Origin of the sequence: Sulfuricaulis sp. (genome assembly GCF_024653915.1) — a bacterium.
GTDB lineage: Bacteria > Pseudomonadota > Gammaproteobacteria > Acidiferrobacterales > Sulfurifustaceae > Sulfuricaulis.
The window spans coordinates 1-23,290 of sequence record NZ_JANLGY010000023.1 but is presented as its reverse complement, the minus strand read 5'-3'; the positions used below and the strand labels follow the sequence as shown (position 1 = coordinate 23,290).

General features: G+C 56.7%; 20 protein-coding genes and 3 tRNA genes. 13 read left to right on the top strand and 10 right to left on the bottom strand.

Going from position 1 to position 23,290, the window contains the following annotated elements; genetic code table 11:
- Positions 1 to 131: 131 nt before the first annotated feature.
- The gene (locus NUV55_RS11955) at positions 132 to 1,067 is read right to left on the bottom strand and encodes a TraB/GumN family protein (protein WP_296673289.1); all 936 of its coding nucleotides are present in this window, start codon (positions 1,065 to 1,067) and stop codon (positions 132 to 134) included.
- Between the two features lie 91 nt (positions 1,068 to 1,158).
- On the opposite strand from NUV55_RS11955, the gene NUV55_RS11950 reads away from it, so the two are divergent.
- The 5 genes from NUV55_RS11950 to NUV55_RS11930 all read left to right on the top strand — a co-directional run bounded on the left by NUV55_RS11950 (position 1,159) and on the right by NUV55_RS11930 (position 7,313).
- Positions 1,159 to 1,950, top strand: coding sequence for a MipA/OmpV family protein (locus tag NUV55_RS11950; protein WP_296673288.1), 792 nt, complete (start codon positions 1,159 to 1,161; stop codon positions 1,948 to 1,950).
- Between the two features lie 173 nt (positions 1,951 to 2,123).
- The gene (aroC, locus tag NUV55_RS11945; RefSeq protein ID WP_296673286.1) at positions 2,124 to 3,221 is read left to right on the top strand and encodes a chorismate synthase; all 1,098 of its coding nucleotides are present in this window, start codon (positions 2,124 to 2,126) and stop codon (positions 3,219 to 3,221) included.
- Between the two features lie 992 nt (positions 3,222 to 4,213).
- Positions 4,214 to 4,990 (top strand): HNH endonuclease, encoded by a 777-nt coding sequence (locus tag NUV55_RS11940; protein WP_296673284.1) that lies wholly within the window; start codon positions 4,214 to 4,216, stop codon positions 4,988 to 4,990.
- A 10-nt stretch (positions 4,991 to 5,000) separates the two neighbouring features.
- On the top strand, positions 5,001 to 6,017 hold the full coding sequence (locus NUV55_RS11935) for a DUF4238 domain-containing protein (protein WP_296673282.1): 1,017 nt from the start codon (positions 5,001 to 5,003) through the stop codon (positions 6,015 to 6,017).
- A 162-nt stretch (positions 6,018 to 6,179) separates the two neighbouring features.
- Entirely contained in the window at positions 6,180 to 7,313 is a 1,134-nt protein-coding gene (locus NUV55_RS11930; RefSeq protein WP_296673281.1) for an MFS transporter, read from the top strand.
- Here NUV55_RS11930 and NUV55_RS11925 read toward each other — a convergent pair.
- Both NUV55_RS11925 and NUV55_RS11920 read right to left on the bottom strand, forming a co-directional pair.
- Positions 7,297 to 7,716: a hypothetical protein gene (locus NUV55_RS11925; protein ID WP_296673279.1), complete on the bottom strand. Its 420-nt coding sequence runs from the start codon at positions 7,714 to 7,716 to the stop codon at positions 7,297 to 7,299. The two genes, NUV55_RS11930 and NUV55_RS11925, sit on opposite strands and share 17 nt — an antisense overlap.
- Positions 7,713 to 8,588 (bottom strand): LysR family transcriptional regulator, encoded by an 876-nt coding sequence (locus NUV55_RS11920; RefSeq protein WP_296673277.1) that lies wholly within the window; start codon positions 8,586 to 8,588, stop codon positions 7,713 to 7,715. Before NUV55_RS11920 ends, NUV55_RS11925 begins: the two co-directional genes overlap by 4 nt.
- A gap of 94 nt (positions 8,589 to 8,682) precedes the next feature.
- Between NUV55_RS11920 and leuC the strand changes: the two genes are divergently transcribed.
- The 5 genes from leuC to NUV55_RS11895 all read left to right on the top strand — a co-directional run bounded on the left by leuC (position 8,683) and on the right by NUV55_RS11895 (position 16,359).
- Positions 8,683 to 10,086: a 3-isopropylmalate dehydratase large subunit gene (gene leuC / locus NUV55_RS11915; protein ID WP_296673275.1), complete on the top strand. Its 1,404-nt coding sequence runs from the start codon at positions 8,683 to 8,685 to the stop codon at positions 10,084 to 10,086.
- Between the two features lie 119 nt (positions 10,087 to 10,205).
- A complete protein-coding gene (leuD, locus tag NUV55_RS11910; RefSeq protein WP_296673273.1) occupies positions 10,206 to 10,847 on the top strand; it encodes a 3-isopropylmalate dehydratase small subunit in 642 nt (213 codons plus the stop codon).
- 10 nt (positions 10,848 to 10,857) lie between these two features.
- Complete coding sequence (gene leuB / locus NUV55_RS11905; protein ID WP_296673270.1) at positions 10,858 to 11,937, top strand: 3-isopropylmalate dehydrogenase; 1,080 nt, start codon at positions 10,858 to 10,860, stop codon at positions 11,935 to 11,937.
- A 114-nt stretch (positions 11,938 to 12,051) separates the two neighbouring features.
- Positions 12,052 to 13,167, top strand: coding sequence for an aspartate-semialdehyde dehydrogenase (gene asd, locus NUV55_RS11900; protein WP_296673268.1), 1,116 nt, complete (start codon positions 12,052 to 12,054; stop codon positions 13,165 to 13,167).
- 339 nt (positions 13,168 to 13,506) lie between these two features.
- Positions 13,507 to 16,359, top strand: a complete 2,853-nt coding sequence (locus NUV55_RS11895; RefSeq protein WP_296673266.1) for a FimV/HubP family polar landmark protein — start codon at positions 13,507 to 13,509, stop codon at positions 16,357 to 16,359.
- A 105-nt stretch (positions 16,360 to 16,464) separates the two neighbouring features.
- On the opposite strand, the gene NUV55_RS11890 is transcribed toward NUV55_RS11895, so the two are convergent.
- The 7 genes from NUV55_RS11890 to folD all read right to left on the bottom strand — a co-directional run bounded on the left by NUV55_RS11890 (position 16,465) and on the right by folD (position 22,363).
- Positions 16,465 to 17,145, bottom strand: a complete 681-nt coding sequence (locus NUV55_RS11890; RefSeq protein ID WP_296673265.1) for a hypothetical protein — start codon at positions 17,143 to 17,145, stop codon at positions 16,465 to 16,467.
- On the bottom strand, positions 17,142 to 17,648 hold the full coding sequence (locus NUV55_RS11885) for a dihydrofolate reductase (protein WP_296673263.1): 507 nt from the start codon (positions 17,646 to 17,648) through the stop codon (positions 17,142 to 17,144). The genes NUV55_RS11890 and NUV55_RS11885 overlap by 4 nt, the downstream gene beginning before the upstream one ends.
- Positions 17,649 to 17,653: 5 nt before the next feature.
- Complete coding sequence (locus NUV55_RS11880) at positions 17,654 to 18,448, bottom strand: thymidylate synthase (RefSeq protein WP_296673261.1); 795 nt, start codon at positions 18,446 to 18,448, stop codon at positions 17,654 to 17,656.
- Positions 18,449 to 18,585: 137 nt separating this feature from the next.
- Entirely contained in the window at positions 18,586 to 19,281 is a 696-nt protein-coding gene (locus NUV55_RS11875; protein ID WP_296673258.1) for a rhomboid family intramembrane serine protease, read from the bottom strand.
- Positions 19,282 to 19,284: 3 nt separating this feature from the next.
- Positions 19,285 to 20,103 carry a zinc-dependent peptidase gene (locus NUV55_RS11870; protein ID WP_296673256.1) on the bottom strand — a complete coding sequence of 273 codons (819 nt, stop codon included), beginning with the start codon at positions 20,101 to 20,103 and terminating at the stop codon, positions 19,285 to 19,287.
- Complete coding sequence (locus tag NUV55_RS11865; protein ID WP_296673254.1) at positions 20,093 to 21,463, bottom strand: hypothetical protein; 1,371 nt, start codon at positions 21,461 to 21,463, stop codon at positions 20,093 to 20,095. Before NUV55_RS11865 ends, NUV55_RS11870 begins: the two co-directional genes overlap by 11 nt.
- 42 nt (positions 21,464 to 21,505) lie before the next feature.
- Positions 21,506 to 22,363 (bottom strand): bifunctional methylenetetrahydrofolate dehydrogenase/methenyltetrahydrofolate cyclohydrolase FolD, encoded by an 858-nt coding sequence (folD, locus tag NUV55_RS11860; RefSeq protein WP_296673252.1) that lies wholly within the window; start codon positions 22,361 to 22,363, stop codon positions 21,506 to 21,508.
- A gap of 424 nt (positions 22,364 to 22,787) precedes the next feature.
- Here folD and NUV55_RS11855 point away from each other — a divergent pair.
- The 3 genes from NUV55_RS11855 (at position 22,788) to NUV55_RS11845 (ending at position 23,284) form a co-directional block, all read left to right on the top strand.
- Positions 22,788 to 22,864, top strand: a tRNA-Pro gene (locus NUV55_RS11855).
- A 53-nt stretch (positions 22,865 to 22,917) separates the two neighbouring features.
- Positions 22,918 to 22,993, top strand: a tRNA-Arg gene (locus NUV55_RS11850).
- A 214-nt stretch (positions 22,994 to 23,207) separates the two neighbouring features.
- Positions 23,208 to 23,284, top strand: a tRNA-His gene (locus NUV55_RS11845).
- Positions 23,285 to 23,290 lie beyond the last annotated feature (6 nt).

Here is a 23,290-nt window from a genome sequence, read left to right as displayed (position 1 = left end):
TGCTCGTCGGACAGGCGCGTCCAGGAGACTGCCCCCGGGCGCCGCGATGCTTTCTTCCGGCGCAGTTTCTTGCGTTTTTTTGTTTTTTTGGAAGGGATGTCCGTCTCCTTGATGTTCTTCAGTATGGATCGTCAATAGACCACGGTAACACGATAGCCGGCTTTCTCAAGCCGGTACAACAGACCGGTTTCGCCCGGCAGGTGCGCCGCGCCCACGGCCATGAAGGCGCCACCCTGTTTGAGAATCGGCACCATGCGTTCGACCATGCGCCGATTGCGTTTCGCCAGTAACCGGTCCATGACCTCTTCATAGAGCCGCTCATCGCCCGGTTTATTTTTCTCCGTGATGGCCGTGATGTCGCCGAGGTTGCGCGCGAGGTATGCCTTGTGCAGCGCCTCGAACTCCTTCTCAAGTTCGGTCTGTGTATTCACGGTATCCTGCAGCAGCGCCACCTGATCGAGCAGTGGCAGGCCGTCGAATACCGCCAATTGCTCGGCGATGGTTTCCAGCCCGGACACGGGTTTGTTTTGTTCCGTCGCGCGCGCTTGCAGCACGAGATCGAGATATTCGCCGGTCTTGGGCGGCGGCATGGACAACGTCATCATGACCGCCCAGGGTTTTTGCTTCTCAATGCCCAGCGTCGGGACGCCGCGCGCGGTCAATGCCTTCATGGATTCCATGTGGAGTTTTTTGCCGACAACCTGTTCCAACGTTCGCCCATCGTTGAAGAACATGACCTCGGCCATGCGCACCAGGGCTTCGCCATCGATAATGGCCTCCATGACGAAGCGGCTGGAGGTATCCAGCGAACGTGTCACGGCCTCCGGCAGGGCGATGACGCGCGCATCGTCGGAGTGAATCGTGCCGAACAGATAACTTGCCGTGGCGCCCGGCGATTCGATTTTCCATAGCAGGCCCCTGGTGAAGCGTGAAGCAGGATCGGAAACGGCGCTGACGCTGCTTTTTGCCGCGGAAGCCGCCGCCTCCGCGCCCGTCCAGGATGGTAGGGCAAAAAGGACGGCAAGGAGGAATCTGAAAAAAAAACGGAAATCAGCTGTGGACGACACTGTACGGATGGCGGAATGTCGTCGCATTGAACGGTTGGCTTCAGGAAGAGTGCCCGATTACCATGTATCCAAGAATATATTAGGAATGCCGATGCGCCAAATACTAATTTCTTTAATCGCGTTCTGCCTGCTCGCGTCCACCGCGCGCGCCGGAGACTTGCCGCGTTGGGAGCTGGGGCTGGGCCTGGCCGGTTTGAGCATCCCCGACTACCGCGGCTCCGATGAACAACGCGGCTATCTTCTGCCCTTGCCCTACGTCCAGTATCGGGGCGAGATGTTTCAGATCGACCGCGAGGGTGCGCATGGCAAGCTGTTTGCCTCGGAGCACGTTCGGCTCGAGCTGAGCGTCAATGCCGGGCCGCCGGCCCGCAGCGATCACAGCGAGGCCCGCCGCGGCATGCCGGACATCGATCCGACCGTGGAGGTCGGCCCTTCGCTGGAGATTTATTTGTCGCATGACCGTGCCTGGTCAATCCGGCTGCCATGGCGCGCCGTGGCGGCGACCGATCTTTCGCGCGTGGATGGCATCGGCTGGGTGTTCGCGCCCAATCTGAATTACGAGGCACGCCGCCTCGACGGTTGGGGCTTCGGGGCGGCGGTCGGGCCGTTATACGCCTCGGAGAAATATCACGACTACTATTACGAAGTTTTGCCGATCCATGACACGGTCACACGCCCCGCCTACGATGCATCGGGCGGTTACAGCGGCAGTCGGATGACGTTCACCGCGAGCCGGCGCTTCCCGGATTTCTGGGTCGGGGCGTTCGCACGTTATGATTATCTTTCCGGCGCGGCCTTCGAGGACAGCCCGCTGGTAAAGAAAAAATCCTCATTCATGGCAGGAGTGGGCGTCGTCTGGGTGTTGGCGGAGGCTAAAAAATAATATTCCTGAAACCACAGATGAACGCGGATGAACGCGGATGAACGCGGATGGGAAACAAAGAGAATTAGCGCTTTAATCCGTGTTAATTTGTGTTCATCAGTGGTTCCAAATTATTATCTCTTTGCGATAACGCGTAATTTGTCATCGGTCGCCACAGCCGGTAACATCACATAATGTCCGGAAATACCATTGGCAAGCTCTTCACCGTCACCACCGCGGGTGAATCCCACGGTCCGGCGTATGTGGCGATTATTGATGGGTGCCCGCCCGGCATGGCGCTCAGCGAGGCCGATATCCAGCCCGACCTCGACCGGCGCAAGCCCGGCCAGTCGCGCCACACCACGCAACGGCGCGAGTCGGACGAGGTAAAAATTCTTTCAGGCGTGTTCGAAGGCAAGACTACCGGCACGCCGATCGGCCTGATGATCCAGAACACCGACCAGCGCCCGCAGGATTATTCCAAGATCATGGACCGGTTTCGTCCGGGCCACGCCGATTACACCTACATGCAGAAGTACGGCCTGCGCGATTACCGCGGCGGCGGACGTTCATCCGCGCGCGAAACCGCGATGCGCGTGGCGGCCGGGGCCGTTGCCAAAAAATATCTACATGAACTTTATGGCGTGGTTATTCGCGGCTATCTCGCGCAACTGGGCCCGATTAAACCTGAACTCAAGGATTGGAACGAAGTCGAGAACAATGACTTCTTTTGTCCGGATGCCTCCAAGGTGGCGGAACTGGAGGCCTACATGGATGCATTGCGCAAGGAAGGCAACTCCATCGGCGCGCGCATCAATATAGTTGCCAGCCACATGCCGGTGGGTCTCGGCGAACCGATATTCGGGCGGCTGGACGCTGACATCGCCTACGCCATGATGGGTATCAACGCGGTCAAGGGTGTCGAGATCGGCGCAGGATTTCACTGTGTCGAGCAGAAGGGTACCGAGCACCGCGATGAAATCACGCCCAAGGGTTTTCTTTCCAATCACGCCGGCGGCACGCTCGGTGGTATTTCCTCCGGGCAGGATATCGTCGTGAGCATCGCCCTCAAGCCGACATCCAGCATCCGCCTGCCGGGGAAAACCGTGAATGTGAAGGGCGAGGCCGTTGAAGTCGCCACCACCGGGCGTCACGATCCCTGTGTCGGTATCCGCGCTACGCCGATTGCCGAGGCCATGCTGGCCATCGTGCTGATGGACCACGCACTGCGCCACCGCGCGCAGAACCCCGATGTCAGAAGTCCCACGCCGGTGATACCCGGCAACGTCTGAAGAAATATGCAAGTGCGTTGAGACGTAACGTCGACAAGGGATTGTCCTGCGGTTGGGGGAAGCTCGTCCAGAAACTGGACGATGATGACCGCGCGGGTGTTACAGTGCCGGCCACGTGGACGACCGAGAAAGGATGATGAAAAAGGGTAGCGTCCCCTTTAGCCCTGGACCGGACGCCATTCTGGCGCCGGTCAGCGGCACGTTATGTGTAAGGAATAAAGATGTCAGCAGAAGATCCTTCGGAAGAACTTCAGGAAATTCTTTTGCGGGTCAAGTCCGGCGCTTTGCCTCAGAGTGCGGCGACTTGGGCTACAGAATGCCTCGACACAGTCGAAAGCATTCTCGACTTTGCATCGCTGTCCTTTTCGCAGGAGGAAGCGCTTGAGAACATATATCGGGGTGCTTGCAAATGGTTGCATAAGAAACCCGCATGCTGATGGTTTCGGGTAGGGAGGAGGAAAGATGAAAAAGACGATGTGGGTTCCCACGCTCCTGTTCGTGGCCGCATGTAGTCATCAAGTCAGCAGACCAGAACTTACACAAGAAGATAGAGCGTGGATCGCTCAAGAGTGTCAGGCTCGCTTTCCTGAGCCAGACAAGAATTCATGGTGCCTTATGAAGTTAACTGAAGCACTTACAAACGTATACGCGGACCAACAACGGTCATACGGGAAGCCAACTATTAGAAGGGGTAGTGCTTCAGCACCGAACGTTGGCGGCACGCCTGTCTACCGGGCGGACGAATGCACGGGACCAGTGATTAACGGAGAATGCCATGGAGCGATAATACCCAAGTCTGCGGTACCCCAGAGATGCTACGGAACCATGCTGAACGGCCAGTGCACTGGCCCCCAGTTCTGACTCGTACGAAATGCTTCGTGGAATGCACATAACAAGCCTTTCGAGCCGACGCCGGGGACAGCGCACCGTTTCCTGACGTTTCGTGTCGGCGCGGCTCAAAGGCAGCGTTCAGCTTCAAGAACATCGAGACGATGGACTTAATAATCAAGTATGAGGACAGCGAAGGAAATGTAACTGAGAGGCGCATATCTGAGATTGTGCCCGAAGGTCCGAGCACAATCAGTGCCTTTTGCCACCTTCGTCAGGAAAGAAGAACTTTTGTCGTAAGAAGAATTCTTTCTGCGGTTTACCCAGACACCGACAAAAAGGTCGAGGACCTGAATAAGTGCTTTAGCTTACCTTTGGCGGATAATAAGACAGAAATATCAAGCAGGATTGAACAGCCTGTTATTTCAATACCTGGCCACAGCAATGAAGCGTACAAGGGGCAAAGAAATAAAGAAAAGCGCGATCTTTTCAAACGTTTTGGCTATCCAGTAGTTGCCAATCTATATAAGAACAAATTGTTTGCCTTATTTGAGTATCAATGTTTCAAATGTGGTTCGAACGATTTTTTAGACATAGACCACCATATACCGATGGTGTTGGGCGGGCATTTAGTGCCTGGTTACTTGGTAGCTCTTTGTAAAAAATGCAATAACAAAAAGCTTGATTTGCATCCTGAGGATTTCTACACACCAGAAGAGCTTAGTAGGCTTGAACCAATCCTAAAGAAACAAACTGAACTCTTTGAATTTGAGTTTGACTGGAAGCGCTGGAAGGAAGATCGAAAGGGATACCTGCTCAGTTTAGGGATTGATCCAAATTTGGTTAACGAAGTTTTGAACAATCCTAACCATCGTTATTATATTGAACCACCATCGCAAATGCCTTCCGTAACTATCAGCATTAAGATATCAGAAGAATGAACGCTCAAGCATGGCGAAATCTGTTTGCCAAACAAGACGCTCCACCGGACGCGCGCAACGACGGCGCGCATCGGGTGTGCTTCGCGTTATGCGTCCTAGTCCACGTGTGAACCGTCCTAAGCATCAACACTGGGTACCGCAGTTCTATCTGCGCTATTTCGCGACGTCGGAATCTTGCGACAGTGAGCAGGCCCAAGTGTGGATATTCTCAAAGGACGACGCCGACGGCGACGAGACGCTGACAAACGTTCGTAACGTTTGCGGAAAGAGATACCTGTACACGCCGCTTGATGACTCTGGAGAGCGATTGTGGCACCTTGACGAGAAGATCCAGAGTCTCGAAATGACAATGGGGGCGATCTGGCCTGCCATTGCGGAGGGATTCATTGATCTCGGTGATTCAACTATCCGCAAGGGGCTGTCGCTTTTTGTCGCAGTATTGCACTTGCGAAACCCCGAGACTCGCAGGGCAGTAGAGGTGGCCCATCGTCAAATCATCCAGCTATTCGAGGACGCACCCACAAAGCCGGACGGAACACCCGACGTTGAGACCATCGAGGTTTCAGGCGTAGTTCATCAACTAAATGCCACCGAATGGCACAAGTACCGAAACTGGGCCAAGAATGATCATGATCGCTTCTTCATCCATGTCATCGAATCTGAAGCCATCCGCACCGCAGAGTTGCTGATGCGAAAGCGCTGGTCAATAGTCATGACGGAGCGAGATGTCTTCGTGACCACAGACAAGCCTGTTGTACTGCAGCACCAGTCGCGTCCGACCTTTGGCTTGGGCACTCCTGGTGTCATAGTGAGCTTCCCTCTCGGACCGAAGCGTCTTCTCGTAATGGACGACATGCATCAGGAGCCTGCCAACCAGTACTACCCACTTCATGAGTCCGCTATGGGTGCCTTTAACCTCGGCGTATGGAGAAACGGTAGCCGCTTCATGATTACGGGCCGCCCCGTTCATAGCGTCCTTTCCGAGATGGTCTGTTGGGCGGAAGCGTATGAAAGCAGGGACGCATAGCCCCGACATCGAGCGGTAGCAACCGGCTTGCCGGTTGCTACCGCTCGATGTCGAACGTTAAACACCGGAAGAGCCTCTGAGCTAACCCGTCTTGCTTGGGTAACCAATCAAGTACCATTCTATTTTTACCAACTTCTTTCTAGCCAAGCCGTCGCTAATTCCATGCCTTACTGGCGCCTCTCCGGTTTTTATTTTTTCTACTTCGCCACCCTTGGCGTGCTGGTGCCGTACTGGAGTTTGTATCTCCAGTCCGTTGGCTTCGCGCCGGTGGACATCGGTAACCTCGTCGCCATTCTCATGTTCTCGCGCATCGTGGCGCCGGTGGTGTGGGGCTGGATCGCCGATCATCGCGAGCAGCGCATGGCGGTGGTGCGGCTGGCTTCGTTCCTGACGTTCGCAGCGTTCAGCGGCGTCTTCTTCGGAACATCTTTCTGGTGGCTGGCGGCGGTCATGCTGCTGTTCAGTTTTTTCTGGCACGCCTCGTTGCCGCTGCTCGAAGTGTTCGTCATGCAACACACGGCGGCGCAGCCGGGTGCATACGGGCGCGTGCGTCTGTGGGGTTCGATTGGATTTATTGTTTCAGTAATTGCGCTTGGTCCGGTGATCGACGCGCGCGGAACGTGGTGGGTGCTGCCGTCGCTACTGTCGCTGATGCTGGGCATCTGGCTGTTCAGCCAAACCTTGCCGGAATCGGAAATGAAAGGCACTGTCGAACCGGCGGGGCGGTTCCGCGATGCCTTATGGCAACCGGGTGTGTTCTTTTTTCTGCTGGCCTGTCTGCTCATGCAGATCAGTCACGGTCCTTACTACACCTTTTATTCCATTTATCTGGAGAGTCACGGCTATTCGAAAACCGTGATCGGTATGCTGTGGGCGTTTGCCGTGCTGTGCGAAATAGGCGTATTCCTGTTGATGCAGCGCCTGCTTACGAGTGTATCGCTGCGCGCGGTGCTGATCGCGAGTTTCTTTCTCGCCGCCGTGCGCTGGCTGCTGATCGGTCATTTTCCGGAAAATATGTCCGTGCTGGTACTGGCGCAGGCCATGCACGCCGCGACCTTCGGCAGTTTTCACGCCACGGCGATTCAACTCGTGCATCGTTTTTTCACGGGAAAACATCAGCATCGCGGACAGGCGATTTATGGAAGTCTGAGCTTTGGAATTGGCGGGGCGGTGGGAAGCTTATACAGTGGTCATACCTGGGCCACGCTGGGCCCGACCGTTACTTTCAATATTGCCGCCGCCGCAGCAGGGCTGGCGTTTCTGGTAGCCTGGTTTCTAATTAAGCCGAAGACTTGAGCTTGCGCAGGTGGCGATAGGCGGAGAGCGGAATGATCTCGGCAGTGCGCCGTATCACCGGAGAGACGACCTTTATGACGGGCGTGCCTTCAGCGAAGATTTTGCCCAATACAGCACCGAGTTCGTCGAGCACGCGGTAGAGATCGACATCCGTGCGCGCGGCGCGCAGGACTTCCTGACGGATCGGCGTAAGCGCCAGAAGGGTTCTGTCCAGATTCACCGGATCGGTCAGGCGGCGGCAGGCGTTCGAGACAAAAATCGCGCGCACCAGACGCGTCATGATGTCGTGGTGCAGTGGGCTGCCCTCAAACACGTCTTTGATATTGGTCGCCGCGGGGTTCACCGGAAATTGGTGATAACCCAGACGTTCTTCCAGCTGTTCCAGTAACTCTTTAAAATTCATTGCGTTTTGTTTTCCCGAATTATTCGTATCATGGCCTGTCCGGCATTGGAAATTGTGCGTTTCTCGTGAGTGACAATACCCAGTTCGCGTTTTATCTCTCCCTTTTCAAGCTGGATCACACTCAGCCCTGAATCAATCATAGTACGTGGCAAGGCACTCCACCCGAGACCAATCGCCGCCAGCATCTTCAGCACTTCCAGATAGTTGGTGGCCATCCCGACCTGAATGCGGTCGCGCAGACGGCCGAAGGCATTCAGGATGATCTCCCGGGTATAAGTGCCGGGCCCCGGAAGAATGGCCGGGTAATCCAGCAATCTGCTGAAAGATACGTGCAATTCCCGCGCCAGCGGGTGCCCGGGGCTAACGACGATATCCAGCGGATCGTCCCAGATCTTCTCTGTTTTCAGGGGCGCAGCAACCTTGGGCGGGAGCGTGACCACCGCCAGCTCCAGATCGCCGCGGGCCACCGCCTGGCAGGCCTTTTCGGAATCCATGAATTGCAAATTCAGGCGCACTTGGGTGTAGGTTTCGTGAAAGCGCTTGAGCAGCCCCGGCAGCCGGTGCAAACCGATGTGATGACTGGTGGCGACCAGCAATTCCCCGGCGATGTCACCAGAGAGATTGGTAATGCCGCGCTTCACGTCTTCGAGTTCCTTCAGCACGTTGCGGGCGCGGGAGAGCAGGGCCTCGCCGGCCGGGGTGAGGTGGATACCGCGGCCAATGCGATCGAACAGGCGGGCGTCGAGCTCTTTTTCGAGCGTGGCGATGCGCTTGCTGATGGCGGGCTGGGTCAGGTAAATCCGTTCAGCCGCGCGGGAAAATGACCCGGATTCGGCCACGGCCAGAAAGGCTTGCAAGGCGGAGATGTCCATAACTTAATGGAATAGTTTATATTATAAACATGAATTTGTGTTATTTATAGATCCTGCCTAATATTTGCGCAAGTATTCATACGTAGTGGCAGACATGGCCGGAAACACCCTTTACGACAAGCTCTGGGATGCGCATGTGGTGCGTCATAACGATGACGGCACCAGCCTGCTCTATGTCGACCGCCATCTGGTGCACGAAGTGACCAGCCCGCAGGCCTTCGAGGGGCTGCGCCTCGCCGGCCGCAAGCTCTGGCGCGTGGACGCGAATCTTGCCACCGCCGACCACAACGTCCCGACCACGGACCGTGCCCGCGGCATTGCCGATCCGGTGTCGCGCTTGCAGGTGGAAACCCTCGATCAGAATTGCCACGACTACGGCATTACCGAATTCGCCATGAACGATGCGCGCCAGGGGATCGTGCACGTGATTGGTCCGGAACAGGGCGCGACGCTGCCCGGCATGACTGTGGTGTGCGGCGATTCGCATACCTCGACGCATGGCGCCTTCGGCGCGCTCGCCTTCGGCATCGGCACTTCCGAGGTTGAGCATGTGCTCGCGACGCAATGTCTGATCTTGAAGAAAGCCAAGAACATGCGCGTGCGGGTCGAGGGAAAAATTCCCGCCGGCATCACCGCCAAGGATATTGTGCTTGCGATCATCGGGAAGATTGGCACCGCCGGCGGTAACGGCCATGCTATCGAGTTTGCCGGCGACGCGATCAGAGAACTTTCCGTCGAAGGCCGCATGACGGTGTGCAACATGGCCATCGAAGCCGGCGCGCGCGCCGGGATGATTGCCGTGGATGAAAAGACCATCGAATATTTCCGTGGCCGACCTTACGCGCCGAAAGGCGACATGTGGGACAAGGCAGTGGTCGCGTGGCACGGCATGACGAGCGATGCGGATGCGAAGTTCGACAAGGACGTGGTGCTCCAGGCTGCCGACATCAAACCACAGGTCACGTGGGGCACTTCGCCCGAGATGGTGGTGCCGGTAGACGGCACGGTGCCCGATCCGGACAAGGAAACCGATTCCATCAAACGTGGCAGCATGCAACGGGCGCTCCAGTACATGGGCCTCAAACCGGGAACAGCCATGCGCGATATTTTTCTCGACAAGATTTTCATCGGTTCCTGCACCAACTCGCGCATTGAAGATTTGCGCGCTGCCGCCGCGGTGGTGAAAGGCAGGAAGATCGCCAACAGCATCAAGCTAGCGCTGGTAGTGCCGGGTTCCGGTTTGGTGAAAGTTCAGGCCGAAAAAGAAGGCTTGGATATAATTTTTCGCGCCGCCGGTTTTGAATGGCGTGAACCGGGATGCTCCATGTGCCTGGCCATGAACGCCGACCGGCTCGAACCGGGCGAACGTTGCGCTTCAACATCGAACCGCAACTTTGAGGGCCGCCAAGGGGCCGGCGGACGCTCCCATCTCGTGAGTCCGGCGATGGCCGCCGCCGCGGCCATCGCCGGACATTTTGTGGATATTAGAGATCTCTAAATTCACCGCAAAGACGCAAAGAGCGCAAAGAATTTCAAAAATGGTTAAAGCAGAAATCCACCTTGTTAACCTTTGCGTCCTTCGCGCCTTTGCGGTGGAAAACTTATTAAATATTTTTTATGCAAAAGTTTGAAAAACTGACGGGTCTTGTGATGCCGCTGGATCGCGGCAACGTTGATACTGATGCGATCATTGCCAAGCAGTATCTGAAGTCGATTCATCGCACGGGTTTCGGGCCGAACCTGTTCGACGACTGGCGCTATCTCGACCCGGGCGAACCGGGCATGGACCACAGCCAGCGTCGCATCAATCCGGACTTTGTGCTGAATCAGCCGCGTTACCATGGCGCGCAGGTAATGCTGGCGCGCGACAATTTCGGTTGCGGTTCTTCGCGCGAACATGCGCCATGGTCGTTAGTGGATTACGGTTTCCGCGCGATCATCGCGCCAAGTTATGCTGATATTTTTTACAACAACAGTATCAAGAATGGTTTACTACCGATCGTGCTTGATGCCGCTGCCGTTGACCAGTTGTTCCGGGAAACCGAAGCGATGCCGGGCTACCGGCTCACGGTAGATCTTGCCGCGCAGACCGTAGTAACACCCGCGGGCAAGGTATTCAAATTCGAGATCGACGCCTTCCGCAAGCACTGCTTGTTGAACGGTCTCGACGAAATCGGTCTTACGCTCCAGCATATGGACGAGATTAAGGTTTTTGAAGCGCGGCGCCGCAAAGAAGCGCCGTGGCTCTTCGCGAAATAAAAGGACGAACATGACCAAAAAAATTGCGATATTGCCGGGAGATGGCATTGGGCCCGAAGTAGTGGCCGAGGCGGTCAAAGTTCTTGAGCGCCTGCGCAAGGATTTCGGCCTCAAAATCGAGATGGAATCGGCTCTCGTGGGCGGGACGGCCTATGAGGCAAACAAGCACCCGCTCCCGGGTGCGACGCTGAAACTGGCGCAACAGGCGGATGCCGTGTTACTTGGGGCCGTGGGCGGCACCCAGTGGGATACGTTGCCGCGCGAGCTGCGTCCGGAAAAAGCCCTGCTGAGATTGCGTTCGGAACTCAAGCTGTTCGCCAATCTGCGTCCCGCGATTCTTTATCCGCAATTGGCCTCGGCCTCGACGCTCAAGCCTGAGATTGTGGCGGGGCTCGATCTCCTGATCGTGCGCGAACTAACGGGCGATATCTATTTTGGCGAGCCGCGTGGTGTGCGCACGCTTGAGAGCGGGGAACGTCAGGGGTACAACACCATGGTCTATGCCGAGCACGAAGTGGATCGTGTGGCGCGCGTGGCCTTCGATGCCGCGCGCAAGCGCCGCAAGAAACTCTGCTCGGTGGAAAAGGCCAATGTGCTGGAAACCTCCGGCCTGTGGCGCGACGTGGTGCTGCGCGTTGGCAAGGATTATTCTGACGTGGAATTGAGCCATATGTACGTGGACAATGCCGCCATGCAGCTGGTGCGCGCGCCGAAGCAATTTGACGTCATCGTGACCGGCAATATTTTCGGCGATATCCTGTCGGACGAGGCGGCCATGCTGACGGGTTCCATTGGCATGTTGCCCTCGGCCTCGCTCGATGCCGCCAACAAGGGTATGTACGAGCCGATTCACGGTTCCGCGCCGGACCTTGCCGGCAAGGGCGTGGCTAATCCCCTGGCGACGATACTCTCCGTGGCCATGATGTTGCGCTACACGCTCAACGAAGCGTCGCTCGCCGGGAAAATAGAAAAGGCGGTTTCCAGCGTGCTCGATCAGGGTTTGCGCACAGGCGATATTTACACCGACGGAATGAAAAAAGTTGGCACGGAGGAAATGGGCGACGCGATCGTTCAGGCGCTTGGCGCCTGAACGAGTGTTTAGTTTTTAGTGTTAAGTGCTTAGTTCTTGTTGCGCGCAGAGGGCGCTCCTTAACTCAACACTAAACACTCATATCTCAAAACTTTTTGAAGTGAGGACACGATTATGAAGCGGGTGGGACTGGTAGGTTGGCGCGGCATGGTGGGTTCGGTGCTGATGGGCCGCATGCAGGCGGAAAAGGATTTCGATCACATCGAGCCGGTGTTCTTTACCACGTCGAACGTCGGCGGCAAGGGTCCCGCGATCGGCAAGGATGTGCCGCCGCTCAAGGACGCCAAGAACATCAACGAGCTGAAGGCGATGGATGTCATCATCACCTGTCAGGGCGGTGACTATACCTCGGAAATATTTCCCAAACTGCGCGCTGCCGGCTGGAAGGGCTACTGGATTGACGCGGCCTCCAGCCTGCGCATGGACAAGGATGCCATTATCATTCTCGATCCGCTTAATAATGAGATCATCAAGGCCGGACTCAAGAACGGCGTGATGAATTATATCGGTGGCAACTGCACGGTGTCGCTCATGCTCATGGCGCTTGGCGGGTTGTTCAAGGCCAATCTTATCGAGTGGATGACTTCGATGACCTATCAGGCCGCCTCGGGTGCGGGCGCCAATAACATGCGTGAGCTGGTGAAGCAGATGGGTAGCGTCCATGCCATTGTGAAGAGCAAGCTCGACGACCCGGCTTCGGCGATTCTGGATATTGACCGCGCGGTCGCCGATCACATCCGCAGCGACAAGTACCCGAAGGAATTCTTTGGCGTTCCGCTGGCGGGTTCGATCATTCCTTATATCGACAAGCAGCTCGATAGCGGCCAGTCGAAGGAGGAATGGAAAGGCCAGGCCGAGACCAACAAGATCCTCGGTCGTTCCGAGCAGCCGATTCCTATTGACGGCATCTGCGTGCGTGTCGGCGCCATGCGCTGTCACAGTCAGGCGATGACCATCAAGCTCAGGAAAGATGTGCCGCTCGACGAGATCAATGCCATGCTGGCGGCGCACAATGCGTGGGTGAAAGTCATTCCGAACGAGCGCGACAAGAGCATGCGCGAACTCACCCCGGCAGCGGTGACGGGCACGCTCACCGTACCCGTGGGGCGCCTGCGCAAACTGAATATGGGCCAGGAATATCTGGGCGCCTTTACGGTCGGCGACCAGCTGCTTTGGGGAGCGGCTGAACCGTTGCGGCGCATGTTGCGCATCCTGCTGGACCACCGTTGAATTTCGATATTCCGGTTTTCCCCGCCTGAAATGCGGCTTCTCCGGCACATTGATGTCGATCGGGTGCGCGACTATATAAAATAGAAAGCTGAAAATGCGCCAGATCTGGCCGAAAAATGGCGCGGATCGTTCTGGCAGTGGTGCAGTGGCTGGCGCATTAATACAGGCAAATTCAGGGGTGTAGGACTGTATGCCGCTAACGGGATGTCTGGTAAATAATCTTCTGTACGCTATAGTTAGTTGAGGTTTGTAAAGAGTATTGCTGTTTATTTGCCTAACTCCCGGTCTTATAAGGCCTTTAGACAAGGAAGCCCGTTGACTACAAAAGGGGTGTACAGAATGTTTCGGAACAGGAGGGGAATAGCGCTCATCTCAAAATGGATGCTGGTCGGCATCATGGCGTTGCTCCCGGCTGTTAGTCATGCGCTGGCATTGGGCAAATTAAAAGTTCTCTCTGCTTTGAATGAACCACTCAATGCCGAGATCGAACTTACCTCCATCACCGAGAAAGAGTTGAAAGGGCTTAGCGTTACGCTGGCGTCGCGTTCTGATTTCAATGATGCGGGGGTGGAGCGCCTTCCGTTTCTGTCTGAACTTAAATTCGTGGTCGATCGGAAATCCGATGGCCGTCATTTCCTTCAGCTTCGCACCGAGCAACAGATTAACGAGCCCTTCCTGCATCTGCTGCTGAAAGTTGAATGGCCCGGTGGCCTCCTTGTACGCGAATACACGGCGCTGATTGATCCGCCCTACAAGATCACTGGCAAGGCCGCTCCCGTTGAAACACCCGTAGTGACGCCGCCCGCGCCGGAACCTGTCGCCACCGTACCAGAACCTGTCGCTGTCGCGCCAGAACCTGAATCGACACCTATGCGGGAAATACAGCCACCCGCTCCCGTAGCCGAAGCACCCCAGGCGGAAATGGCAAAAGAAGAAATCCCGCCCATCGTCGCCAAGCCGGAAGAACCGAAAGCACCCGAGGAACTGAAAGCCGAAGCCGCACCCCCCCAAGAAGAAGTTGCCAGAGAAGCACCGCCCTCAGAGGTGATGCCGGATGAGACAAAACTCGGGCCGCCGGACGTGGCCCAGGGCGTTGCGCCGGAAGAGCCCGGCGCACCGAAAGTAGAACCTCTGGAAGCGACTCCCAAAGAGGAGTCGCCGCCAATAATGGAACCTGAAACCAAGCCGGTGCCCGTTCCGGTGATGGCGCAGATGTCGGATTACAGTGTCAAGCGGGGCGACGTGCTGTGGACGATCGCTGAAAAGGCGCGCGCCGACAATCGCGACGTGAGCGTCGAACAGATGATCCTGGCAATCTACCGCACCAACAAGGACGCTTTTTTCGGTAACAACGTCAACAATCTGAAAGCGGGAAAAATCCTCAAGATGCCCGAGCGCACGGAAATGGACTCGGTCACGACCTCGCAGGCGCGCCGAGAGTTTCGGGCGCAGTACGATGCCTGGCAGGAATACAAGTTGAAACTGGCAAGCGCGAGTGGCGCCGTCAAACTAGCGGAAGCGTCCGAAGTGGTACCGGAGGCAGCACCGGAGATGCCTGTGCCGGCGCCAGAACCCAAGAAAGAATTGGCAAAGCCGTCAAAGGTCGCGCCGACGGTAACGGACAAAGGCAAGCAGGACGAGTTGCTCAAGATCGTGCGCAACACCCTGCAGCAGGAAAAGAGCACGCCGGACAAGGCTGTATCTGAAAAAGAATCTGCCAAGGAAGCGACGGCCCGTGAGCAGCAGGCACTGGCGGATCGTGCCGTTACGCTGGAAGAATCCCTGGAATCCAAGCGCCTAGAAAACAAGGATCTCAGCGACAAGGTTGGTCTGGTGCGGTCGCAGCTGAAGAAAGAGTCGCGCTTGATCGAGCTGGAAAACCAGAGTTTGGCTCAGCAGCCCAAGCCGGCTGAAACCAAGCCGGCGGAACCCGTCGTCAAACCGCCGGAAGCCGCCCCCAAGCAGCTGGAAAAAGCCGCTGCGCCTGCATCAGAAGAGAAAGCAAAGATCGAGCCGTTGCCGCCTGCCAAGCCGGCACCTGCCGCGCTAAAGAAGAAGGCACCGCTTCCGGTTGCAGCACCGGAAGAAAAGGATTTTCTGGCCACCGTGCTTGAGGCGGTGCAAGGCGATCTGTTGATGCCGGCTGTTATAGGTATCGTGGTTCTGTTTGGCGGCGGCATCATGCTGGTCTATTTTCGCCGGCGCCAGAAGTCCATCGCCGAATTCGAAGAAAGTATTCTCTCGGCCGATGCCATCAGCACCGAACAGCCGGCGACCACCGGCACCGTAGCGGGCCAGCAACCGGCGGCCGCGACCACCGGTGGTGATACTTCGTTCCTCAGCGACTTCAGCCAGGGTGGTATGGGCAACATCCACACCGATGAAGTGGACCCGATTGCCGAGGCCGAGGTTTACCTTGCTTACGGACGCGACGAAACGGCCGAGGAAATTCTCAAAGAGGCCATGGTCAAGAATCCTGACCGCCAGGAGATCAAGCTCAAGCTGCTTGAGATCTATCACCAGCGTAATGATATTTCCGCGTTCGAAACGCTGGCAGAAGAACTCTACGCCACGCAAGGTGGACGTGGTGGCAAGATCTGGGACAAGGTTGAAGAAATGGGGCGCAAGCTCAATCCGGACAACCCGATGTTCCGTGGTGGAGCACCAGGCAAGGCCCCATCGGGCGCGGCACCCGCCCAGCCTGTATCTGCCGCCAAGGCGGCGCCCGCGGGTATTGATTTCCAGGCCTCTGCGACCGAAACAGCAAAAACAGAAATGGCCGGCGATTTTGATTTTGACATCGATACACCCGCGGCAAAGGCAGCCAAGCCCGCTGATGGCGATGATTTCTCGGTTGCCATGCCGGAATCGCCGTCCACGGCCAAACAGGAACCCAGCATCGATTCGTTCGATATGGGCAGTTCAGCGGACAGCGGACTCAATTTCGATATCGGTGGCGATGAAGCACCTGCCGCGTCCGCCGTCGAGACCGAGGTGAGCCTGGAAGCGCCCGCTGGCGAAGGTGAATCTTCCGCGCAGTGGGATGAAGCCGCCACGAAACTTGATCTTGCCAAGGCCTACATCGACATGGGTGATGCCGAAGGTGCTCGCAGCATTCTGCAGGAAGTGATGGTGGAAGGCAGTGAAGCGCAGAAGAAACAGGCGCAGGAACTTTCGTCCCAGATCGCTTAAGGCTCTAACGAAATAAATAGACAGGATTAACAGGATTAAAGATTTTAGAATCAAAAATTCCTGTAAATCCTGTGAATTGTTGTTTTCTGGCCTTTCGAAGTCCGCTCAAAATCTTCGCTTAAAATAAATTTCCCCGCCGCGCATCAGGCCTGATCGGGCTTCGACGCCGATATAACCGTCCGTTTCCACGTTCAGGTCAAAACCAAGAAACCCCCCGGACTGCGCGCCACGTTCGAACGTCAGCGTGTGATTAACCGATCCGCTGGCGCGTTCCTCGCCGTCTATTTTGCCGTAGTTTCCACCACCGTAGAGGCGCCATTTTTGCGCTAACGTCAGCACGACGCCGAGCTGCGCTTGCGGTTGCACCCAATCGATCACGACCGTCTGGAGATCGCTTTTGTGATCCACCTTCTGATAGGAGTAATCGAGTGCGCCGTACAAAAAGGCGCGTTGGCCCTCCAACAGAATGCCGTGCAAGGAGAAACCGGCATGGAATCCACCGAGTTCGATACCGGCCGTCACGGGATTGTTGGCCTGGGTAAGCCAGGCATATCCGCCGTACATCCCCAGCGTCACGCGTTTACCGGCCTTCTCGCGCAGGCTAACGCCCAGCCAGCGGCTGGTGGTGTCGTGGGTGCGATTGCCGTAGTCGAGCGGGATATTGGAGCGCGCCAATCGAAGCGAGAAGTCCAGGGTGCTGTTGTTATCTTGCGGCACCAGTGGACCGGCGGCCTCGGCCAGTGTGGGCAGGATGAGAATCAGCAACATGGCGATTAAACGCTTCATTCACTGTTTTTCCTGTCATAAGTCACGAAACTGTACGCATAGGGATGCTTTTCGTCCGCCTCATGGCGTGTGCGGCTGATCTCGATCCATTCGTGCGCATTGAACTCCGGAAAAAAAGTGTCTCCGCTGATATCGGCGTGAACCAGCGTCAGGTAAAGACGGTTGGCATCGCCCATCGCCTGACGATAAATCTCCGCTCCGCCGATGACAAATACTTCCGTATCGCCGTGGATGTCTTGCAGCGCATCCACCAGCGAGTGCTTTACCTGGCACCCCGGCGCCTGATAGGCGGGATTGCGTGTGACAACGATATTGGTGCGATCGGGCAGCGGCTTGCCGATGGATTCATAGTTGCGCCGCCCCATGATCACGTGATGACCAGTGGTGAGTTGCCGGAAATGCCTGAGGTCGGCCGGCAAGCGCCAGGGGAGCGCGTTGTTGACTCCGATTGCGCGGTTCTCCGCCATGGCGGCGATGAGCGAAACGCGCCTTGCCCGTGACACCGGAATTACACCGCCACCGGGGCCTTGATGGAGGGATGGGGGTCGTAGTTCAGCAGCTCGAAATCGTCGTATTCGAAATCGAACAACGAGATTCTTTCAGGGTTCAGGCGCATGGAGGGTAGCGGGCGCGGTTCACGCGCGAGTTGTGTCTGGACCTGCTCGAGATGGTTCATGTAGAGATGGGCATCGCCGAGCGTGTGGATGAATTCACCCGGCTTGAGGCCGGTGACCTGGGCAATCATCTTTGTGAGCAGGGCGTACGAGGCAATGTTGAATGGCACGCCAAGGAAAATATCGGCGCTGCGCTGATACAGCTGGCAGGAGAGCCGGCCCTCGGCCACGTAGAACTGGAACAACAAATGACAGGGAGGCAGCGCCATGCGTTCGATCTCGGCCACGTTCCAGGCGCTGACAATCAGGCGGCGCGAATCCGGGTTTTGACGGATGTCCCGCACCACCTGGCTAATCTGGTCAATCTGACGGCCATCGGCTGTGGGCCAGGAGCGCCATTGGGAGCCGTAAACCGGGCCGAGATCGCCGTTTTCATTGGCCCATTCATTCCAGATGTTGACGCCGTGCTCCTTCAGATAGCGAATGTTGGTATCGCCGCGCAGGAACCACAACAGCTCGTGGATGATGGATTTGGTGTGAACCTTCTTGGTGGTAAGGAGAGGAAATCCCTGAGCCAGGTCGAAGCGCATCTGGTGGCCGAATACGGAAAGCGTGCCGGTGCCCGTACGATCATCTTTGCGCGTACCGTGTTGCATAACATGGCGCATCAGGTCGAGGTACTGCCGCATAACAATTTCCCCAGTCTGCGATGAAAAATGATATTGAAGTTTAACCGCCAAGACGCCAAGGCGCCAGAAAAGCAAGAAAAATCTAAAAAACTTGGCGTTCTTGGCGTCTTGGCGGTTCTAATTAAAATCATGTTTTGTTAATGCCGCGGCGGTGCGAACAGCCGCACGTGACGGTATTTGAACAGCGGTAACAACACCATGCCAGCGATGAAGCCGCCGATGTGCGCGCCAAAGGCCACGCCGCCCTTGCCGGGATCGGCGAGCACCGAATTAACCAGTTGCAGCACGAACCAGAAACCCAGCACCACCATGGCCGGCAGGCGCATGGTGCGCATGTAAACGCCCAGGGGTATCAACACCAGCACGTGCGCGCGTGGGAAGAGTAGCAGGTAGGCGCCGAGAACGCCGGAAATCGCACCGCTGGCGCCGATCATGGGGATCGTGGAATCGGCGTTGGGCAGCGCCTGGGCGAACACGGCGGCGACCCCGCACAACAAATAGAAAATCACGAAACGCCCGTGGCCCATGGAGTCTTCAATATTATTCCCGAAGATCCAGAGATACAGCATGTTGCCGATGAGGTGCATCCAGCCGCCGTGCATAAACATGGAGGTGAACACCGTCAGCGTCGGTGGGACCATGGCCAGCTCCGGGGGAAGCGTCTTGTCACCGAACAGCATGGCCGGGATAGCGCCAAGGCGATACACGGCCATTTCGAAACCACGCGCGCCGAGCGACAGTTGCCACAGGAAAACCAGCGAGCAGGCAACGATAAAGATTACCGTCAGCAGTGGCTTGATGGTCGTGGGATTGTCGTCGTGCAGTGGAATCATCGTTTATCGTTGTTTCATGATCGAATGGGGATCCTGGTGATAGAAACGCTGCAAGTGCTTATACACGGCCGGATGATTTTCGTAAACGAGATGTGGGGCGGTAAAAAAGGTCTCGCTCATGACGGCGAAAAATTCCGCCGGGTCCTCCGTGGCGTAAGGGTCGATGCGGCTGGCGCCGCGCGTATCCTGTTCCGAGCATAGCTGATGGTAGGCGGCATGGAAGTCGCGCGCCCAAGCGCGTGTCACCATGTCCGCGTGCAGCGGGGGAAATCCGTTGGCATCGCCGTTGAGTACGTCCAGCTTGTGCGCACATTCGTGGATCACGAGATCATGATCGGCGGGTGTCTCATCCTCCTCCCGCATCGCTTCCCATGACAACACGATCGGGCCCTGGGACAGGGACTGACCGCAAAGATCCATGATTTCGCGATGCACGACGCCGTGTTCATCCATGTACTCGTCGTGCACACGAAAATCGCCCGGATAGATCACGATCGAAGTCCAATCGGCATAGTAATCGAGCCCGATATTGAGAATAGGAATGCTGGCATGCAGCGCGATGCGCGCACGCATTGTTTCGCTCACATTGAGTCCTGAAGCTCCTTCGAAGGATTTGATGCGCAGAATTTGCGTCGCGAGCAGACGCAGTTGTGTTTGGTCTTTTAATGGCAGGGCGCTGGCATAGGATGAGGTCCGCAGTGTTTTGGTCCACAGTAAATCGGACAAAGCATTGTGGCCACTGCGCCAGCGGCGATAAAGCTTTTTGAGTTTATCTGCCGCACGGACAGTACGGCGTGGACCGGTTTTGCGGCTAGTGGCCACCGCTGAGGAGCTTGATGGCCAACTGTTTGCCTTTTTCTACGGCGGGCTGATCCAACGGATTGATACCATACAGCAGACCGGCATAGACCGTGGCACGCTGGTATAGATCGATCAATTGACCCAGCACGTGGGCATCAAGCCTGGGCAGGCGCAGGGTCATGTTCGGGTGGCCGGTATCGGAGATCACCTGTACGGTGGCGCGGAATTCGGCATCGAGAACATCCTGCATGCGCTTGTCTTCCAGATAGGGAAAATATTTTTTGTCCGCGCTGGATAGCGGGATAGGAAGATTTTGGCCCCAATCGTTGATCGCCATGAAAGTGAAAATCTTGTCGCGCCGCGACTCGAGATACATCTGCATCTGACTGTGTTGATCCACCGTGCCCAGGGCTGTTACCGGTAATGTTCCAGCAGGAGATCCGTCCTGCTGTCCGCCACGGATCTTGCCGAGAGATTCTGCCCATAGCTGGCGGTACCAGTCGCCGAAGAGTTGCAACGGATCGGCGTACGGCATCATGATCGATACACGCTTGTTGTGTTTGGTATCCAGCAGGTAAAACAGCGCGGCCATTTCCAATGCCGGGTTTTCCAGGGGATTGTCGCTGACACAACGCGCCGCGTTGGCAGCGCTGCCGGCGAGCAGGCGGTGAATATCCACCCCCGCCACGGCCAGCGGCAATAGCCCCACTGCCGTGAGGACCGAAAAACGCCCACCCACCCTGGGCGGTACTGGCAGTGACGCTGTTCCCTCGCGTTGGGCCAGTTCGCGCAGCCATCCCTGCGCCGGATCGGTGATCAGCCACTGGTGATGACGCGCTTTGTCCGCCCCGAGCTGTTTTTCGAGCCATGCGCGCACAATCAAAAACTGGATAACCGTTTCAATCGTTCCGCCGGACTTGCTGATAGCGATGATGGCCGTTTTTTCGGCGCTCCAGTTGCGCAGCAACTTGTCTAATTGGCGCGGATTGATATTTTCCAGAAAATTCAGCCGGGGGAGAGCAGGGCCCGGCATATCCATTTCGAGCGCCTGATGCACGGCCTTGGCGCCGAGGCTGGAGCCGCCAATGCCGATGACAGCGATATCCTCGAAACGGCGCAGCTGCTCCGCCGCCGCTTCGATTGGCGGCAATGATTCCGGCATGGTGTTGTGCAAGCTGAGACAGGCGAACTCGGCATCCAGTCCGCCCGCGGACTTTTTTGTCAGTGTCTGGTGTATGCGGTGAAGTTCAGGCGCGAGAGATTCGATTTCGCTCCTGTCCACGCCTTCTGTGCCTATGCTGTCGCGATACAGGCAGGCTGTATCAATATGCAGCAGCAACGATGAAGCGGGATGCGGGGATGAAATTTTGCTGTTGGCCACGACGGAATTATCTCTTTTGCAACGGGAGCGGACGCAATTCTATCATCCTTTGTCGCGCTCCTCCGCGGCTTCCAGTGTGTTGAGCAGTAGCGTGGCCACGGTCATCGGTCCGACGCCGCCCGGCACTGGCGTGATCCATCCGGCGCGCTGTCTGGCTGCGTCATATTCCACGTCGCCTACCAGCTTGCCGTCGGGCAAGCGGTTGATGCCGACGTCGATGACCATGGCGCCAGGCTTGATCCAATCACCCTTAACCATTCCGGGTTTACCCACGGCGACCACGAGCACATCAGCACGGGCGACATGCCCAGCCAGATTCTTGGTGTAGCGGTGGCAAGTGGTAACGGTGCAGCCGGCCAGCAGCAGCTCGAGCGACATGGGACGTCCGACGATATTGGAGGCGCCCACCACGACGGCCTCCTTGCCTTCCAGCGCCTCGCCGGTGGCTTGGAGCAGGCGCATGATGCCGAACGGTGTGCAGGGCCGTAAACGCGGCATACGCTGGGCCAGTCGGCCGATGTTGTAAGGATGAAATCCGTCAACATCCTTGGCAGGATTGATGCTTTCGATGATGACTGTCTGATCGATGTGCTTCGGCAGCGGCAGCTGCACCAGGATGCCGTCCACATCCGGGTCTGTATTCAATCGGTCGATGTGGGACAGGATTTTTTCCTGGGAAATATCCAGTGGCAAGTCGTAATCAAAAGAGATAAACCCGGCTTCGGCACAGGCCTCGCGTTTATTGCGCACGTAGACCTCTGAGGCGGCTTCGTTGCCGACCTTGAGAACGGCGAGCCCGGGTGGCCGTTTGCCTGATGCCAGGCGGCGGTCAACCCGCTGTTTGATCTCGGCGCGCAGTTGTTGTGCGATTTTCTTTCCGTCGAGGATGCGTGCGCTCATGATTATTGAGGCGGCGTGAATAAACTCAAAAATTTCTGCCAGTCTATTATTGCTCTATCGCTATCAAGGCCGTCTTGCCGCCTCAATAATCGAAAATCAGTAATAATTTCGATATTGACCCGGCATATCAGTGTGTTTACCAAGACTGGGGAATTCCCATCGTCGAAATCTCCGCCTAAGCACTACCGTGCCGGGTCAATAGCAAGCTACGGTGCGGATGAATGCGCCCGGCGCATCATCGCATGCACCGCCGCGGCGCGCCAAGCGTATATGCTTGTTTTTTAGCCTATAATTCAGCCACGCCAGATTGACGGTCCCGAGAGCGGTGCGTATAGTGCCGGCCTCGCGTCGGCCGGGCTCTATCGATATTCGCGAGTACTCGCTGATGTGATTCGCACGAGCAGCGTCTGGCGTGAGTACCAATCGGGGTATAGCGCAGCTTGGTAGCGCACCTGCTTTGGGAGCAGGGTGTCGTGGGTTCAAATCCCTCTACCCCGACCATTTTCAATTGCACGATGGTGGTGCTTGAGATGTAATGTGCGGGCGTTTCGCCGGCGCCCGTAGCTCAACGGATAGAGCACCAGCCTTCTAAGCTGGGGGTCGCAGGTTCGATTCCTGCCGGGCGCGCCATACATATACATGTGTTGTACATGCCATCCATGGCGGGACACGGTTGGCTTCAATGGAGCCCCGGCCCGGCCTTCCATGGCCGGGCGTTCGGCGGCGTAAACGTCCACTGGACGTTTACGAGGACCCCGCCTCACCCTGCCGGGCGCGCCATTTCCGAGTGGAGCGGAGAGATTCATCGCAGGTATAATATCCGGTGACTTGATCATCAGTTATGGTGGGCGTAGCTCAGCTGGTTAGAGTCCCGGATTGTGATTCCGGTTGTCGTGGGTTCGAATCCCATCGCTCACCCCATTTTTT

What these genes read in the sequence shown, in the direction of transcription:
- NUV55_RS11950 (WP_296673288.1), top strand. Translation starts at nt 1,159, where the DNA reads ATGCGCCAAATACTAATTTCTTTAATCGCGTTCTGCCTGCTCGCGTCC.
- NUV55_RS11930 (WP_296673281.1), top strand. Translation starts at nt 6,180, where the DNA reads ATGCCTTACTGGCGCCTCTCCGGTTTTTATTTTTTCTACTTCGCCACC.
- leuD (WP_296673273.1), top strand. Translation starts at nt 10,206, where the DNA reads ATGCAAAAGTTTGAAAAACTGACGGGTCTTGTGATGCCGCTGGATCGC.
- NUV55_RS11935 (WP_296673282.1), top strand. Translation starts at nt 5,001, where the DNA reads ATGGCGAAATCTGTTTGCCAAACAAGACGCTCCACCGGACGCGCGCAA.
- NUV55_RS11920 (WP_296673277.1), bottom strand. Translation starts at nt 8,588, where the DNA reads ATGGACATCTCCGCCTTGCAAGCCTTTCTGGCCGTGGCCGAATCCGGG.
- NUV55_RS11890 (WP_296673265.1), bottom strand. Translation starts at nt 17,145, where the DNA reads ATGAAGCGTTTAATCGCCATGTTGCTGATTCTCATCCTGCCCACACTG.
- NUV55_RS11895 (WP_296673266.1), top strand. Translation starts at nt 13,507, where the DNA reads ATGTTTCGGAACAGGAGGGGAATAGCGCTCATCTCAAAATGGATGCTG.
- NUV55_RS11940 (WP_296673284.1), top strand. Translation starts at nt 4,214, where the DNA reads ATGGACTTAATAATCAAGTATGAGGACAGCGAAGGAAATGTAACTGAG.
- NUV55_RS11875 (WP_296673258.1), bottom strand. Translation starts at nt 19,281, where the DNA reads ATGATTCCACTGCACGACGACAATCCCACGACCATCAAGCCACTGCTG.
- aroC (WP_296673286.1), top strand. Translation starts at nt 2,124, where the DNA reads ATGTCCGGAAATACCATTGGCAAGCTCTTCACCGTCACCACCGCGGGT.
- leuC (WP_296673275.1), top strand. Translation starts at nt 8,683, where the DNA reads ATGGCCGGAAACACCCTTTACGACAAGCTCTGGGATGCGCATGTGGTG.
- NUV55_RS11880 (WP_296673261.1), bottom strand. Translation starts at nt 18,448, where the DNA reads ATGCGGCAGTACCTCGACCTGATGCGCCATGTTATGCAACACGGTACG.
- leuB (WP_296673270.1), top strand. Translation starts at nt 10,858, where the DNA reads ATGACCAAAAAAATTGCGATATTGCCGGGAGATGGCATTGGGCCCGAA.
- NUV55_RS11925 (WP_296673279.1), bottom strand. Translation starts at nt 7,716, where the DNA reads ATGAATTTTAAAGAGTTACTGGAACAGCTGGAAGAACGTCTGGGTTAT.
- folD (WP_296673252.1), bottom strand. Translation starts at nt 22,363, where the DNA reads ATGAGCGCACGCATCCTCGACGGAAAGAAAATCGCACAACAACTGCGC.
- asd (WP_296673268.1), top strand. Translation starts at nt 12,052, where the DNA reads ATGAAGCGGGTGGGACTGGTAGGTTGGCGCGGCATGGTGGGTTCGGTG.